Source organism: Ectopseudomonas oleovorans, assembly GCF_029845265.1.
Taxonomy (GTDB): Bacteria; Pseudomonadota; Gammaproteobacteria; order Pseudomonadales; family Pseudomonadaceae; genus Aquipseudomonas; species Aquipseudomonas oleovorans.
This window is the reverse complement of record NZ_JAOCLK010000004.1, coordinates 114,655-130,627: the sequence shown is the minus strand read 5'-3', so window position 1 is coordinate 130,627 and position 15,973 is coordinate 114,655. Positions and strand designations below refer to the sequence as shown.

The 15,973-nt window shown below is 64.3% G+C and carries 9 protein-coding genes and 1 pseudogene; 6 read left to right on the top strand and 4 right to left on the bottom strand.

The features are described 5' to 3' along the window. The first annotated feature begins 8 nt into the window (after positions 1-8). Positions 9-1,736 (top strand): fructose-specific PTS transporter subunit EIIC, encoded by a 1,728-nt coding sequence (locus N5J71_RS03735; RefSeq protein ID WP_279916327.1) that lies wholly within the window; start codon positions 9-11, stop codon positions 1,734-1,736. A 148-nt stretch (positions 1,737-1,884) separates the two neighbouring features. Then, a complete protein-coding gene (locus N5J71_RS03730) occupies positions 1,885-4,065 on the top strand; it encodes a hypothetical protein (protein ID WP_279916326.1) in 2,181 nt (726 codons plus the stop codon). Between the two features lie 289 nt (positions 4,066-4,354). Here the strand turns inward: N5J71_RS03730 and cobB are convergent, their stop codons facing one another. Together cobB and N5J71_RS03720 are read right to left on the bottom strand one after the other, a co-directional pair. Further along, positions 4,355-5,074 carry a Sir2 family NAD+-dependent deacetylase gene (cobB, locus tag N5J71_RS03725; protein WP_279916325.1) on the bottom strand — a complete coding sequence of 240 codons (720 nt, stop codon included), beginning with the start codon at positions 5,072-5,074 and terminating at the stop codon, positions 4,355-4,357. Positions 5,075-5,279: 205 nt separating this feature from the next. Beyond that, positions 5,280-5,629: pseudogene (locus N5J71_RS03720) on the bottom strand (LuxR C-terminal-related transcriptional regulator); the annotation flags it as partial. A gap of 58 nt (positions 5,630-5,687) precedes the next feature. On the opposite strand from N5J71_RS03720, the gene N5J71_RS03715 reads away from it, so the two are divergent. Beyond that, positions 5,688-6,659: an AAA family ATPase gene (locus N5J71_RS03715; RefSeq protein ID WP_279916324.1), complete on the top strand. Its 972-nt coding sequence runs from the start codon at positions 5,688-5,690 to the stop codon at positions 6,657-6,659. Positions 6,660-6,729: 70 nt separating this feature from the next. Here N5J71_RS03715 and N5J71_RS03710 read toward each other — a convergent pair whose 3' ends face one another. Continuing rightward, a complete protein-coding gene (locus N5J71_RS03710) occupies positions 6,730-7,197 on the bottom strand; it encodes an REP-associated tyrosine transposase (protein ID WP_104728858.1) in 468 nt (155 codons plus the stop codon). 100 nt (positions 7,198-7,297) lie between these two features. Further along, complete coding sequence (locus tag N5J71_RS03705; protein ID WP_279916323.1) at positions 7,298-8,881, bottom strand: peptide chain release factor 3; 1,584 nt, start codon at positions 8,879-8,881, stop codon at positions 7,298-7,300. A gap of 378 nt (positions 8,882-9,259) precedes the next feature. Here N5J71_RS03705 and N5J71_RS03700 point away from each other — a divergent pair, with 378 nt between their 5' ends. The 3 genes from N5J71_RS03700 (at position 9,260) to N5J71_RS03690 (ending at position 15,915) form a co-directional block, all read left to right on the top strand. Further along, positions 9,260-11,788, top strand: a complete 2,529-nt coding sequence (locus N5J71_RS03700) for a sulfite reductase flavoprotein subunit alpha (protein WP_279916321.1) — start codon at positions 9,260-9,262, stop codon at positions 11,786-11,788. 436 nt (positions 11,789-12,224) lie between these two features. Next, positions 12,225-13,388, top strand: a complete 1,164-nt coding sequence (locus N5J71_RS03695; protein WP_004424916.1) for a type III PLP-dependent enzyme — start codon at positions 12,225-12,227, stop codon at positions 13,386-13,388. Between the two features lie 232 nt (positions 13,389-13,620). Then, complete coding sequence (locus tag N5J71_RS03690; RefSeq protein WP_004424913.1) at positions 13,621-15,915, top strand: TonB-dependent receptor; 2,295 nt, start codon at positions 13,621-13,623, stop codon at positions 15,913-15,915. Positions 15,916-15,973: the final 58 nt, after the last annotated feature.

The window sequence follows — 15,973 nt, the reverse complement described above, 5'->3', positions numbered from 1 at the left end:
CACCCACCATGAATGTGCTGATCGTCACCGCCTGCCCCAATGGCCAGGTCACCAGCGTGCTGTGTTCGCGCCTGTTGCAGGCTGCAGCCGAGCGCCTGGGCTGGCAAACCCGTGTCGAGGTGCACGACGCGCGCGCCATTGGTTCGCCATTGAGCGAGGCGCAGATCGCCGCGGCCGACTGGGTGCTGGTGGTCAAGACCGGTGAGCTGCCGCTGAGCCGCTTTGCCGGCAAGCGCCTGTTTCAGGCTACGCCGGCCGAGGCACTGGCCGACCCGCAGCGTTTTCTGCGTGAGGCCGCCGAGCGTGCTCAGCCCTATGGTGAAAACAGAGAACCCGTCCCGAGCGGGCGTCGTCGGCTGGTCGCTGTCACTGCCTGCCCGACCGGCGTAGCGCATACCTTCATGGCCGCCGAAGCGCTGCAACAGGCGGCGCTGCGCATGGGTATCGAATTGCAGGTGGAAACCCGCGGCTCGGTCGGTGCGCGCAACCTGCTCGACGATGCGGCAATCGATGCGGCCGATGCCGTGCTGCTGGCCACCGATATCGAGGTGGACACCAGCCGCTTCGCCGGCAAGAAGGTCTACCGCTGCGGCACCGGCGTGGCACTGAAACAGCCGCAACAGACGTTGGAGCGGGCCTTGAGCGAGGCGCGACCGCTGAGCGAAGCCACGCCAGTCGAGGGCAAGGCCGTCGCCAGTAGTGGCGAGAAAACCGGCCCCTACAAGCATCTGCTCACCGGTGTTTCCTACATGCTGCCGATGGTGGTGGCCGGCGGTCTGTTGATCGCCCTCTCGTTCGTCTTCGGTATCGAGGCGTTCAAGGAGGAGGGCACCCTGGCCGCCGCGCTGATGCAGATCGGCGGCGAGAGCGCCTTTCAACTGATGGTGCCGCTGCTGGCCGGCTATATCGCCTATTCCATCGCCGACCGTCCGGGCCTGGCGCCAGGAATGATCGGTGGATTGCTCGCCAGTTCACTGGGTGCCGGTTTCATCGGCGGTATCGTCGCTGGTTTCATCGCCGGCTATTCGGCCAAGGCGATTGCCCGCTGGGTGCGCTTGCCGGACAGTCTGGAGGCGCTCAAGCCGATCCTGATCATCCCGCTGCTGGCCAGCCTGATCACCGGCCTGACGATGATCTATATCGTCGGCAGCCCCGTGGCTGGTGTGCTGCAGTCGCTCACCCAGTTCCTCGACAGCATGGGCAGCACCAATGCCATCCTCCTTGGCGCGCTGCTTGGCGGCATGATGTGCGTCGATCTCGGTGGGCCGATCAACAAGGCGGCCTATGCCTTCTCGGTCGGCCTGCTGGCGTCGAGCAGCTACGCGCCGATGGCCGCGACCATGGCCGGTGGCATGGTGCCGCCGATCGGCATGGCCATCGCCACCGTGCTGGCGCGGCGCAAGTTCGCCCAGAGCGAGCGCCAGGCCGGCAAGGCCGCCGGGGTGCTGGGGCTGTGCTTCATCTCCGAAGGGGCGATTCCGTTCGCTGCCAAGGACCCGCTGCGGGTGATCCCGGCCAGTATTGCCGGTGGTGCGCTGACCGGCGCCCTGTCGATGTATTTCGGCTGCAAGCTGATGGCGCCGCACGGCGGTCTGTTCGTGCTGCTGATTCCCAACGCCATCAATCACGCGTTGCTCTACCTGCTCGCCATCGTCGCTGGCAGCCTGGTCACTGGCGTGCTCTATGCGCTGATCAAGCAGTCCGAGGCGCAGCCGCTGGCGGTGGGGGCGCAATAAGCGCAGGGTCCGTTGCCTCGGTTACACTGAGTTGAACAGCGCCGGGCAAGAAGGAGTCTGTTGAAGGGGGGCGGTGCGCCGATGCGCTGCGATGGCCCCCTTTGGCTTCGTGGCGCAGTCTCCCCCACAAAGAAAGGATCCTCTATAGATGACTCAAGCTCTCGCGCATCGCTGGCGCTTCTTCCGTGCCGGCGGCTTCAATCAGGTGCAACTGGAAACGCCCGCCGACCTCGCCGCCTTGCGTGGCCTGGATCAGAAACTCTGGGCCAGCCTGGCCTGCCCGGTGAACAACCTGGAGCTGGATCGGCGCATGCTGCAGTACATCGACCTGAACAATGACGGTCGTATTCGCGCGCCGGAGATTCTCGATGTGGTCGACTGGACACTGGCGCGCCTGCGTGATCCGGCCGTGCTGTTTCAAGACGGCCCGTTGCTGCTCGCGTCGCTCACCGACGATGCCGAAGGCGCCCGCCTGCGTCTGGCTGCGCAGCGTCTGTTGGGCGTACTCGGGCGTCCCGACGCCGAGAGCCTGACACCGGCCGATACCGCTGATCTGGCATTGCTGTTCCCGCCTCACGAATCCAATGGCGATGGCCTGGTGCCAGCCAGCATGACCGATGATGCCGAGCTCAAGGCCGCCATCGCCGACATCATCGCCTGCCTGGGTGCACAGACCGACCGCAGTGGCGAGCCTGCCATCGGTGCCGAGCAGATCACCGCTTTCTTCGACCAGGCGCGCCAGTTGCACGCCTGGCACGCGCGTGCAGCTGAACAGGGGCTGGACGCTTTCGGTGAAGGCACGGTGGCGGCGGTCGAAGCGCTGAGCGCCGTGCGCGCCAAGATCGACGATTATTTCACCCGTGTGGCCATGGCCGAGTTCGACCCGCGCGCCGCGGCCCTGATGAACGCCAAGGAAGAAGAGCTGGTGCGTCTGGCATCGCTGTCATTGGCCGATGCTGGCGAAGTGGCCGGTCTGCCCCTGGCGGTGGTGCAGCATGGCGACGAATTGCCGCTGAGCAAGGGCCTCAACCCGGCCTGGCAGCACGCCGTCGATGAATTCCGCCAGCGTGTGGTGGTGCCGGTGTATGGCGAGCAGGACAGCCTGTCGCGCGAGCAGTGGCAGCATCTGGTCGCGCTGTGCGGCAACTACCTGGCCTGGCGCGCCGAGACGCCGAAAGTGGCGATTGCCGAGGTGCTCGAGCGCGGACGTATTCTCGAACTGGTGGAGCAGGGGGCCGAAGCGCGCCTGCTGGCGCTGGTGGAAGAGGACAAGACCGTGGCCGAAGCGGCGGACGGGCTGGTCGAGCTGGACAAGCTGATTCGCCTGCGTCATGGCCTGGTCCGACTGCTGCGCAACTTCGTGTCTTTCCAGGCCTTTTATTCGCGGCAGGAAAAGGCCGTGTTCCAGGCTGGCGTCCTCTATATCGACGGCAAGAGTTGCGAGCTGGTGGTTGAGGTCGGTGATGTCGAGGCCCATGCCAAGGTGGCGGCGGCCAGCGACTGCTTCCTGCTCTACTGCGCCTGCACCCGTCGCGGCGAGCCGGTGCGGGGCAAGGAGGCGCTGAACATCGTGGTGGCGGTGACCGCCGGTAGCGAGGGCGACCTGCAGGCCGGTCGCCATGGTCTGTTCTACGACCGCGACGGTAACGACTGGGATGCCACTGTGGTCAAGGTGGTACAGCATGCGATCAGCATTCGCGAGGCGTTCTGGTCGCCGTATCGGCGCGTTTCCACGTTGGTGTCCGAACAGGTACAGAAGCTGGCGGCCAGCCGTGATGCCGATATGGTCAGCAAGACTGCCGCCAGGGTCGGCGAAACCGGTGCTGCGCCGGCCGCTACAGCGGCGCCGGCCTTCGACATTGCCAAGTTCGCCGGGATTTTCGCCGCCATTGGCCTGGCGGTCGGCGCCCTGGGAACGGCGCTGGCGGCGGTGGTCACGGGGATTCTGGCGCTGGCCTGGTGGCAGATACCATTGTTGTTGCTCGGTGTGTTGCTGGCCATCTCCGGCCCGGCCATGCTGCTGGCCTGGTTCAAGCTGCGCCGGCGCAGCCTGGGGCCGATCCTCGATGGCAACGGCTGGGCGGTGAATGCCCAGGCGCGTATCAGCATCCCGTTCGGCACCGCGCTGACGCAAATGGCGGAACTGCCCAAGGGCAGCGACCGTGCACTGCGCGATCCCTATGCCAACAAGCCGCTGGTATGGCCCTGGATCATCGCTCTGCTGTTGGCGCTGGGGCTGGGCTATTACGCCTGGAGCAACGGCGTGTTCAGCCCGGAGCCGGAGGTGCCGGCCGAAGCGGCGGCGCCTGTCGACGCCGCTGCGCAGTAGGTGCTCGTCTCCCCCTCTCCCGCTTGCGGGAGAGGGGCAGTCAGCTGATAAGCGTAGGGCGGGTGCAACCCGCCGGCTCGATAATTGGCGGGTTTCACCCGCCCTACATTCCCGCTCAACCCGCCAACAGCTCTGTCACCCAGCCGGGTAGGGCGTCCCGATCCGCCCTACATGCCGGGTTCTTGTAGGAGCGGCTTCAGCCGCGAAAGCTGTTCGTGGCTGAAGCCACTCCTGGGGGTTGGAATGCTTAGCCGGCCGGCCATTTGCGTATTGGCGGGTTTCACCCGCCCTACGTTCTCTCTCTGCCGGCCAATAGCTCCGCCACCCAGCGGGGCAACTGCTCGGTAGCCGGGCCATAGCGTTTCTCTGCGAACAGTGAATGGCCCTGGCTCGGTTCCAGATTGATCTCCAGGGTATGCGCACCCGCGTGACGCGCCTGTTCGACGAAGCCCGCCGCCGGGTAGACATGGCCAGAGGTGCCGATGCTGACGAACAGCTCGCACTGCTCCAGCGCGTCATAGATGCGCTCCATGTGATAGGGCATCTCGCCGAACCAGACGATATCCGGCCGTAGCGTGCCCTTCAGGCCGCAGCAGGCGCACGCCTGTTCGACCGGCATGTCGTCCAGCAGCGGAAAACGCTGTTGGCTATTGCTGCACAGCATCGACTGCAACTCGCCGTGCATGTGCAGCAAGCGTTTGGAGCCGGCGCGTTCGTGCAGATTGTCGACGTTCTGCGTGACCAGCAGGAACTCGCCCTGCCAGCCAGCCTCCAGCTCCGCCAGGGCCAGATGCCCTGCATTCGGCGCGATGGCCGAATCGCGCAACTGCGCGCGACGCATGTCGTAGAAGCGCTGTACCAGCGCCGGATCACGGGCGAAGCCTTCGGGCGTGGCTACCTCTTCGATGCGATGGTCTTCCCACAGGCCGTCAGCGGCGCGGAAGGTGCGAATACCGCTCTCGGCGGAGATGCCGGCACCGGTGAGTATGACGAGATTGGGATGGGGCATGCTGGCTCCTGGGCAGGTGCGTTGCTGCAACTCTAAGCCAATTGCAATGCCGTGTGCTCTTCGTAGGAGCCGGCTTGCCGGCGATGCTTTTTCGTCAGCCATGATCGCTGGCAAGCCAGCTCCTACGGGGTGTTGCAGCTCGTAGGAGGGTGGCCGATGGTAGGGCAAGGCGTGCTGCGCTTTAGCAATTGGCGGGGCACCCGCCTTAGGCGCGCTCGCTCATCGCCGCCAGCGCCACCGAGGTGGCGGCGGTGCGGGTTTCCACGCCGAGTTTCACGTACACGTGCTCCAGGTGCTTGTTCACCGTGCGCGGGCTGAGGCCGAGGATGTCGCCGATATCGCGGTTGGTCTTGCCGCAGGCGACCCAGCGCAGCACCTGCACTTCGCGCTCGGTGAGCTGGAAGCGCGCCGATAGCTTGGCATGCGCCGGAGCATCGTCGAGGCTGAGGCTGGCGGGTTTCGACGCCGCGCGTGCAGCCTGCAGGATGTACGCAGGTGCGAGGCGACGCGGGCGAGCACCTCCTCGGGGTTGATCGGCTTGGTCACGTAGTCGTCGCAGTCAGCGGCGATGCTGCGTTCGCGGTCGTCGGTGAAGGCGTTGGCGGAAATCACGATGATCGGCGCCTGGCAGCGCGTGTTGCGGCGGATCAGGCGACTGGTTTCCCAGCGCTCCATTGTCGGCCAGGATGAGGTGCTGGCGCAGGTCGAGGCCATGCTCAAGGTGGTCAAGGCCGATATCGGCGAGCGCGAGCGGCCGTTGGCGGTCAATCTGTTCATGGGCCCCACCGGTGTTGGTAAGACCGAGATCGTGCGCCTGCTGGCCCAGGCCATTCATGGTCGCGCCGATGCCCTGTGCCGCATCGACATGCACACCCTGGCCCAGGAGCATTACGCCGCCGCGCTGACCGGCGCGCCGCCTGGTTACGTTGGCAGCAAGGAAGGCACCACGCTGTTCGATGCCGAAGCCATCGCCGGCAGTTTCGGCCGGCCCGGCATTGTGCTGTTCGATGAACTGGAGAAGGCCAGCCCCGAAGTGCTGCGCAGCCTGCTCGGGATTCTCGAACATGGCCGTTTGACCCTGACCGCCGGCAGCAGCACCCTGGATTTTCGTAACAGTCTGATCTTCATGACCAGCAATGTCGGCGCGCAGCAGGCGCAGCGCTACCGCGAGCGTTTCACCCGTGGTTGGCGGCGTTGGTTGGGGCTGGCACCGAAGGGCGAGGGTGCATTGCTGGAACAGGTGCTGCACGAGCGCTTCGAGCCGGAATGGCTCAATCGCCTCGACCGCATTCTGGTGTTCGAACGTGTCGATGAGCAGTGGCTCGATGCCTTGCTGAACATTGAACTGGACAAGCTCAATCAGCGCCTGGGCCGTCAGGGCCGTGCGCTACAGGTGGAGCAGAGCGCCCGCGCCTGGCTGTGTCGCGAGCATGACATTCGCTTCGGCGCTCGCGCCCTGGCGCGCCGTATACGTACCGAGCTGGAACCGGCAATTGCCGAGCGGCTGTTGGCTGAGCCAGCTGCGACGCGACTGCTCTGTACCTGCGAGCACGATGCCCTGCAGATAAGGCCGCGCTCTTCGTAGGAGCCGGCTTGCCGGCGATCATGGCTGACGAAAAAGCATCGCCGGCAAGCCGGCTCCTACAGGGTGTGCATTACAGCCAGATCGCATCCCAGTGCGGATAGTCTCCGACGCGTTGTACCAATCCGGCACGCAGCGGATTGGCGACGATATAGCGCGCCGTTGCAGTCAGGCCTTCTTCCTTGCGCAAGGCATGATCGTGAAAGCCCTTCTGCCAGACGCGACCGCTGGCGTTTCGAGCCTTGTTGATGGCGATGGCGCTGCGGGATTTGAGCTGTAGCACCAGCTTCGGCAGGGGTATCTCCTGCAACTGAATCAGCCAGTGCAGATGATCGGGCATGACGACCCAAGCGAGTGATTGGACGAGTTGCTGGTCATGCAGGCGACGCATTTCTGCGATCAGCAGCCTGGCAAGGCGCCAGTCCTGGAAGATCGTATGTCGTTGATGGGTTACGGTAGTTAGCAGGTAGGCACGATTCGCTTCGGAAACGCGCCCGGAGCGCAGGGCATGGCCATGATGGGTAAAACGGCTGGAATCCATTCCATATATCTCTCGTAGGAGCCCGCTTGCGGGCGATCTGTTTTGAGCAGAAAAGCATCGACGGCAAGCCGGCTCCTACAAAGAGTAGTCGTGCAGACCTTTAGTGATGCTCACGCGTGGCGCGGAATTTCACCTCCGGCCAGCGCTCTTCCATCAGGCTGAGGTTGACGCGGGTCGGGGCCAGGTAGGTGAGGTGACCACCGCCGTCGACGGCGAGGTTCTCATAGGCCTTGTCCTTGAATTCCTTGAGCTTCTTCTCGTCGCTGCATTCGATCCAGCGCGCCGACCAGACGTTGATCGCCTCGTAGGCGCACTCGACCTTGTATTCCTCTTTCAGGCGGCTGGCGACCACGTCGAACTGCAGCACACCGACCGCGCCGAGGATGATGTCGTTGTTGCGCTCGGGGAAGAACACCTGGGTGGCGCCTTCCTCGGCCAGCTCCTGCAGGCCCTGGCGCAGTTGCTTGGATTTCAGCGGATCTTTCAGGCGCACGCGGCGGAACAGTTCCGGGGCGAAGTGCGGGATGCCGGTGAAGCCCAGGTTCTCGCCTTCGGTGAAGGTGTCGCCGATCTGGATGGTGCCGTGATTGTGCAGGCCGATGATGTCGCCGGCGTAGGCTTCTTCCAGGTGCTCGCGCTCGCTGGAGAAGAAGGTCAGCGCATCGCCGACGCGCACGTCCTTGCCCAGGCGCGCGTGGCGCATCTTCATGCCCTGGGTGTACTTGCCCGAGCAGATGCGCATAAAGGCGATGCGGTCGCGGTGTTTCGGGTCCATGTTCGCCTGGATCTTGAACACGAAGCCTGTGAACTTCTCCTCGGTCGGCTCCACAATGCGCTCGTTGGCGGCGCGCGGCAGCGGACGCGGCGCCCAGTCGACCACGGCGTCGAGTACATGGTCGACGCCGAAGTTGCCCAGCGCGGTGCCGAAGAACACCGGGGTCATCTCGCCCTTGAGGAAAGCGTCGGGCTCGAACTCATGGCAGGCGCCCTGCACCAGCTCCAGCTCCTCGACGAAGCGCTCGTACATGTCGCCCAGGTGGGCACGGGCTTCGTCGGAATCCAGCTTCTGGATGATCTTGGCTTCGGTGCGCTCGTGGCCGTGACCTGGGGTGTAGACGATGATGTAGTCGCCGGTCAGGTGGTAGACGCCCTTGAAATCCTTGTAGCAGCCGATCGGCCAGGTGATGGGCGCCGCCTTGATCTTCAGTACCGCCTCGATCTCGTCGAGCAGCTCGATGGGGTCGCGGATGTCGCGGTCGAGCTTGTTGATGAAGCTGACGATCGGCGTGTCGCGCAGGCGGCATACGTCCATCAGGGCGATGGTACGCGGCTCGACGCCCTTACCGCCGTCCAGCACCATCAGCGCGCTGTCCACCGCGGTCAGGGTGCGGTAGGTGTCTTCGGAGAAGTCTTCGTGGCCGGGGGTGTCGAGCAGGTTGATGATGTGCTCGCGGTAGGGGAACTGCATCACCGAGGTGGTGATGGAGATGCCGCGTTGCTTCTCCATCTCCATCCAGTCGGAGGTGGCGTGACGGTCGGATTTACGCGACTTCACCGTGCCCGCGACCTCGATGGCCTTGCCCATCAGCAGCAGCTTTTCGGTGATGGTGGTCTTACCGGCGTCCGGGTGGGAAATGATGGCGAAGGTACGGCGCTTGGCGACTTCGGCGGCCTGGGTGGTCATGAATATGTGCCTGGATGGAATCGTTGAAGGCGCCTCAGGTTCTGTACGAAAGGTGCCTGCGCTCGGTGAGGCTGCGTTAAAAACAGCCTCAGAATGCTCATTTACAGCACGTAAACTCCGCTTCTTCGCCTGTTTTTGCCTTGCCTGACCTTCGCTCGACGACCTTTGTACAGAACCTGGCACCCGTAAAACGCGGGATTATACCGATAACTGCGAGCTCTGGCGGAGAGCGGCTATCGGTTTTCAGATGGGCCGGTAGGTGATGCTGCCGGACCGTGCCGTAGACGCGTAAATAATGCGTAAATGAATGGTTATGAAAATTATTCCCATATAGAGTGGCCGCCCGTCGCAGTGGGTCAGGGCAAGGGTGGCTCCGTCGTGTTCAAGAAAATCATCTTTCAGTTGCACTGGTTCTTTGGCATCAGTGCCGGCTTGGTGCTGGCCGTCATGGGCATCACCGGTGCCCTTTACAGCTTCGAGGGCGAGATCACCCGGGCGCTCAACGCCGAGCGCTGGCAGATTCAGCCCAGTGCGCAGGGGCATCTCACGCCAGGCGAACTGACTGCGAAGATCGAGGCCGCTACCGCCGATCGCGTCACCGCACTGTGGATCGATGGTCGCCACGACGGTCCTGGCACCGCTTTTCTTGTACCCCCGCCGGGCGAGCGACGCGGGCCGCGCATCGTCTTCGACCCCTACACTGGTGAAGTACTGGCCGAGCCCGTTGGCCAGGACTTCTTTCACCTGATGCTGATGTTGCACCGCTTCCTGTCCATGGGCGAAGTGGGCAAGCAGATCACCGCTGCCAGCACTCTGGCGCTGCTGTTCTTCTGTCTCTCCGGCCTCTATCTGCGTTGGCCGCACAAGGCGCTGAGCTGGCGCACCTGGCTGACCCTGGACTGGAAGAAGAAGGGCCGTAGCTTCAACTGGGATCTGCATGCCATAGCCGGCACCTGGGCGCTACTGTTCTATCTGTGTGCCGGGCTCACCGGTTTGTATTGGTCCTATGACTGGTATCGCGAAGGACTGACGCATCTGCTCTCCGACACGCCGCTCGAGCAGCGCAGTGAGCGTGATCGTCGTGTACGTCAGGCGCCCAGCGGCCCCGCGCCCGAGGTCGACTACGATGCTGTATGGCAGAGCATCCAGCAGACCGCCGGGCCCAAGATGGTCGCCTGGAATCTGCGCCTGCCGCTGGTGGCCGGGCAGCCGGCGACGGTCTTCTACATGCTCGATGGCGCCGAGCATGTGCGTGCCTTCAACCAGTTTCAGGTCGATCCGAAAAGCGGCGAAGTCAGCCGCCATGAGCGCTACGCCGACAAGAGCTTCAAGGCGCAATTGCTGACCAGCGTCTACGCCCTGCATGTGGGCGAGTACTTCGGTATGCCCGGGCGCATCCTGATGATGCTGGCGACGGCGGCCATGCCGCTGTTCTTCATTACCGGCTGGCTGCTGTATCTGGATCGCCGGCGCAAGAAGCGCGTGGCGCTGGCGGCACGCTCTGCGTTAAAGGGCGACGATGCCGGTGACGGTTGGCTGGTCGGTTTCGCCAGCCAGAGCGGCTTCGCCGAGCAACTGGCCTGGCAGAGCGCCGGGCAGTTGCAGGCCGCCGGCATCCCGGTGCGGGTCGAGCCGCTGTCGCGCCTCGACGCTGACAGGCTGCGGCAGACGCAGAAGGCGCTGTTCGTGGTCAGCACCTTTGGCGATGGCGAGGCGCCGGATGCTGCGCAGGGTTTTGAGCGCAAGGTGCTGGGCGGCTCGCTGCCGCTCGAACAGCTGAGCTATGCCGTGCTGGCGCTGGGGGATCGGCAGTACCAGCACTTTTGCGGCTTCGCCCGGCGGATCAACGACTGGCTGGGCTTGCAGGGGGCGCAGCGTCTGTTCGACAGCATCGAAGTCGATGGCGCTGACCAGGTCGCGCTGCAGCGCTGGCAGCAGCAACTGAGCGAGTTGACCGGCGCCGCGCCAGTACGCTTTGAAGAGGTGCCCTGGCAGAGCTGGACACTGATCGAACGGCGTCTGCTCAATCCTGGCAGCCAGGGCGCGCCGGTGTTCTTCATCGGCCTGATGCCGCTTGCGCAGAGCGCCTGGCAGGCGGGCGACATCCTGCAGATTCGCCCGCGTCATGACCCGGCGAGGGTGCAGGCCTGGCTGCAGCACTGCGGCTGCGACGGCCTCGAGCCGGTGACCCTTGATGGCCAGGCGATGAGCCTGAGCGAAGCCCTGGCCGAGCGTCAGTTGCCGGAAAGCCTCGCGCATCTGGTCGGCCTGCATGCCCAGGCGCTGGTCGATGCCCTGGCGCCGCTGGGGTCGCGGGAATACTCCATCGCCTCGGTGGCGGCCGATGGCGTGCTGCAGTTGATCGTGCGCCAGGCGGTGCAGGCCGACGGCAGCCTCGGCCTGGGGTCTGGCTGGTTGACCGAGTACCTGCCCGAAGGGGGGCAGCTACTGGCGCGGGTGCGGCGCAACAGCGGCTTCCACCTGCCGGACGACAATCGCCCGCTGGTGCTGATCGGCAATGGCACCGGCCTGGCCGGACTGCGTTCGTTGCTGCGCGCGCGGGCACTGGCCGGGCAGGGGCGCAACTGGCTGCTGTTCGGTGAGCGCAACCGCGCGCAGGATTTCTTTTGTGGTGATGAGTTGCAAGCGGCGCTGAGAGCGGGCGAGCTGCAGCACCTGGATCTGGCCTTCTCCCGCGACCAGGCGCAGAAGCGCTATGTGCAGGATCTGCTGCGTGAGCAGCACGAGCGCCTGTGTGCCTGGCTGGCCGAGGGTGCGGCGATCTATGTCTGCGGTAGCCTGCAGGGCATGGCCGGTGGCGTCGATGCGGCATTGCGCAAGCTGCTCGGTGACGAGGTGGTGGACGATTTGATCGAGGAAGGGCGCTATCGGCGCGACGTGTATTGAGCCGGTGGGCGAGCGGTGCAAGCCGCTCGCCGTGAGGTGCTGCAATGGCCCTGAAACACGGCTGCGCCAAACTGGCTGAAAGCCCCGCCTGTTCAGCATTTCAGAACGTTTTGTGTGATATCCGGAACGAGATGAAATTAGCAGGAATTTCCGGTTGATCTGAGGGGCGCATGGTCTTAAAGTCCGCGCCCGAACGTCCATGCTGGAAACGATCCATCCGGCTCAAGTACTGACGACGAGAGGTTGCCGGCCGGCTAATGGTCGGTACCGGTGATGCTCGGCGACATGCCTTGGGAAGTAGGCGAACCAAAGTGGGGAAACTGTCAGACGTTCAGGCCAGCGTTTAGCGCGGCCAGCCCCGACACGTAGCGGAACCTGTAAGCGGTTCTGCTGCCCGAATCAATGTGTTCCCGGTTTTGCCATTGGAGTCCCCAGCATGTCGATCAAGGTCGAAGACTATTACGCACCCGCCACTTTCCAGCGCATGAAGGCATTCGCCGATCAGCACGAAACCCCGTTCGTGGTGATCGACCGACAGATCATCGCTGATGCCTACGATCAGCTGGGCACCTGCTTCCCCTTCGCCAAGATCTACTACGCGGTCAAGGCCAACCCGGCCGTCGAGATCATCGAGTTGCTGCGTGACAAGGGCTCGAGCTTCGACATCGCCTCGATCTACGAGCTGGACAAGGTCATGGCCACCGGCGTCGGCCCCGAGCGCATCAGCTACGGCAACACCATCAAGAAGGCGCGCGACATTCGCTACTTCTATGAAAAAGGCGTGCGCCTGTTCGCCACCGACTCCGAAGCCGACCTGCGCAACATCGCCAAGGCCGCGCCGGGTTCGAAGATCTACGTGCGTATCCTCACCGAAGGCTCCACCAGCGCCGACTGGCCGCTGAGCCGCAAGTTCGGTTGCCAGCCGGACATGGCCCTGGACCTGCTGATCCTGGCCAAGCAACTGGGCCTGGTGCCGTACGGCATTTCCTTCCACGTCGGTTCGCAGCAGCGCGACATCGATGTGTGGGACGCCGCCATCGCCAAGGTCAAGGTGATCTTCGAGCGCCTCAAGGAAGAGGACGGCATCACCCTGCAGATGATCAACATGGGTGGCGGCTTCCCGGCCAACTACATCCAGCGCACCAACGACCTGGAAACCTACGCAGCGGAAATCACCCGCTTCCTCAAGGAAGATTTCGGCGATGATCTGCCGGAAATCATCCTCGAGCCGGGCCGCTCGCTGATCGCCAACGCCGGTGTGCTGGTCTCGGAAGTGGTGCTGGTGGCGCGCAAGTCGCGTACCGCCGTCGAGCGCTGGGTGTATGCCGACGTCGGCAAGTTCAGTGGCTTGATCGAAACCATGGACGAGTCGATCAAATTCCCGATCTGGACCGAGAAGAAGGGCGAGATGGAAGAAGTGGTGATCGCCGGCCCGACCTGCGACAGCGCCGACATCATGTACGAGCACTACAAGTATGGCCTGCCGCTCAACCTGGCCAGCGGCGACCGCCTGTACTGGCTGTCCACCGGTGCCTACACCACCAGCTACAGCGCGGTTGAGTTCAATGGCTTCCCGCCGTTGAAGTCCTACTACCTGTAAGGCATCCGCGCCTCGCCAACGCCCACCTCGTGTGGGCGTTGGCATTTCTGGCGTCAGGTTTCTGCGGGTTTTCCCGGCTCGGCTGCATCCCGGGCTAGAGCGCTTGGCTTGCTGCAGGGGAGTGTCGGTGACATCTTTGTTACAAATAAGTTCATGTAAATCCTTCGTAAGGATTGATTAAGATTGAGTCTCATCTAGTATTGCGCGCTGATTCCAATCAGGAGTGATTCTCGTGAGCGATAAGCATAACAAGCGTGCACCTTTTCCCCAGCGTCGCCTGCTCGCCTCGGCCATCGGCCTGGCCCTGGCTTCCGGCTTCGCCGTGGCCCAGGACAGCACGGTGGAGCTGGACAGCGTCACCGTAAAGGGCCAGCAGGATCAGGGCTATAAAGTCGACAAGGCGTCCTCGCCGAAGCAGACCGCGCCGCTGCTGGATACGCCGCAGACGATCAACATCATCCCAGAGGCGCTGTTTCGCGAGCAGAACGCGCGCACCCTGACCGATGTACTGAAGAACACCCCCGGCATCAGCTTCAACGCCGGTGAAAACGGCTTCTCCAGCGGCACCAACAACTTCAGCCTGCGCGGTTTCGACACCACCGGCAGCATCTTCATCGACGGCGCCCGCGACAACGGCAGCTACACCCGCGACGTGTTCAACGTTGAGCAGGTGGAAGTGGCCAAGGGCCCGGCCGCCGACAACGGCCGCGGCGGCGCCGGTGGTTACGTCAACCTGGTGACCAAGACGCCGACTCTGGAAAGTTTCGTCGCCGGCGGCGCCAGCTTCGGCTTCGACCAGTACGACTCCGAGGCGCGCCGCCGCGCCACCCTGGACACCAATCAGATCATCCACGACAGCGCCGCCTTCCGCCTCAACCTGCTGGTGGAAGACAGCGGCGTGGCGGGTCGTGAGCACGCCGAGAAGAACAGCTGGGGTATCGCCCCGTCGCTGGCCTTCGGCCTGGGCACCGACACCCGCGCGATCTTCGCCTACGAGCACGTGCAGATGAACGACCGCCCGGACTGGGGCGTTTCCGGCGCGTCGGTCAAGGGCATGAAGGGCGACACGCCCTACAACCCGGCGCTGTCCGGGGTCGACCGTGACGAGTTCTACGGCCTCAAGTCGGACTTCGACGACACCACCAGCGATGCGCTGCTGGTGCGTCTGGAACACGACCTCTCGACCGGCATGACCCTGAGCAACCAGACCCGCTGGGCGCGCGTCGACCGCCAGGCGCGCTACACCGTGCCTTTCCAGTACCTGGGCGGCGACCAGCTGCGTACCGACACCCAGTTCTACGACCGGGTCAACACCAGCCTGAGCAACCTGACCAACCTCTCGGCGCAGTTCGCCACCGGTTCTATCAAGCACAACCTGGCAGCCGGCCTGGAGCTGACCCGCGAGGAGTCCGAGGCCGGCACCTACGCCGAGGTCAACCCGGGCAACGTCAATATCTTCGATCCGGACTGGGAGCGTAGCGGGCCGGTTTCCAAGAACAGCCGCCTGCGCGAGCGCAGCGACGTGACCGTCGACACCGTGGCGCTGTACGTCTACGACACCCTGGAGTTCACCCCGCAGTGGCAACTGACCGGCGGCCTGCGCCTGGAGCAGTACGACGTCGATATCCGCAGCCGTAACGTCCAGACCGGCGCCGCTGTGGGCGCCGACGGCTTCGACGACCGCGAGTTCAGCATTGGCGGCAAACTCGGCCTGGTCTACAAGCCGGCGGAGAACGGCAGCCTGTATGCCGCCTACGGCGTGTCCACCCAGCCGCCCGGCTCCTACCTGTCCAACCCGGACATCTCGCGGGTCAACGGCCAGGCCTTCCCCGGCTTCGTCCCGGGCGCCGATCCGGTGCGCGCGCACAACTACGAAGTCGGCACCAAGTGGGACTTCTTCGACAAGCGCCTGTCCACCACCGCGGCGCTGTTCTACACGGTGAAGAAGGATGTGGCCATCACCGGCCGCGACGCCGGCGAGACCAGCGACAGCCTCAAGGGCTATGGTGAGCAGGTGGTCAAGGGCCTGGAACTGGGCGCCTCGGGCCAGATCACCGAGGCCTGGAACGTCTACGGCGGCATCGTCTTCATGGACAGCGAGCGCAAGCACAGCGCCTATCTGGACGAGGTGCGTCGCCGTGCCAACGCCGGCGACTACGGCACTGCGCTGCGCACCGACGGCGACGAGCTGGCCTTCACGCCCAAGGTCTCCGGCAACCTGTGGACGACCTACCGCCTGCCGGTCGGCCTGACCCTGGGCCTGGGCGCTCAGCACGTCGGTTCGTCCTACCTGGGCCGCCCGGACGATGCCAGCCGCATCGTCGCCAACGGCCTGCATGGCAAACTGCCGAGCTACACCACCTTCGCCGCCATGGCCAGCTATGAGGTCAATGCCAATGTGGACGTGCGCCTGAACGTCGACAACCTGACCGACGAGGAATACGCCGTCTCCAGCAACTGGAACGGTCGCCGCGTGCTGCTGGGCGACCCGCGTACCTTCACCCTGAGCACCAACTTCCGCTTCTAAGCACGCTTGAGTGGTACAACGCCCCGATTGCAGCGCTCTCGGGGCGTTTTCATTTTGG

Excerpts from the sequence above, each read along its gene's own strand:
- N5J71_RS03695 (WP_004424916.1), top strand. The coding sequence starts at position 12,225 with ATGTCGATCAAGGTCGAAGACTATTACGCACCCGCCACTTTCCAGCGC.
- N5J71_RS03705 (WP_279916323.1), bottom strand. The coding sequence starts at position 8,881 with ATGACCACCCAGGCCGCCGAAGTCGCCAAGCGCCGTACCTTCGCCATC.
- N5J71_RS03715 (WP_279916324.1), top strand. The coding sequence starts at position 5,688 with ATGATCGGCGCCTGGCAGCGCGTGTTGCGGCGGATCAGGCGACTGGTT.
- cobB (WP_279916325.1), bottom strand. The coding sequence starts at position 5,074 with ATGCCCCATCCCAATCTCGTCATACTCACCGGTGCCGGCATCTCCGCC.
- N5J71_RS03730 (WP_279916326.1), top strand. The coding sequence starts at position 1,885 with ATGACTCAAGCTCTCGCGCATCGCTGGCGCTTCTTCCGTGCCGGCGGC.
- N5J71_RS03710 (WP_104728858.1), bottom strand. The coding sequence starts at position 7,197 with ATGGATTCCAGCCGTTTTACCCATCATGGCCATGCCCTGCGCTCCGGG.
- N5J71_RS03735 (WP_279916327.1), top strand. The coding sequence starts at position 9 with ATGAATGTGCTGATCGTCACCGCCTGCCCCAATGGCCAGGTCACCAGC.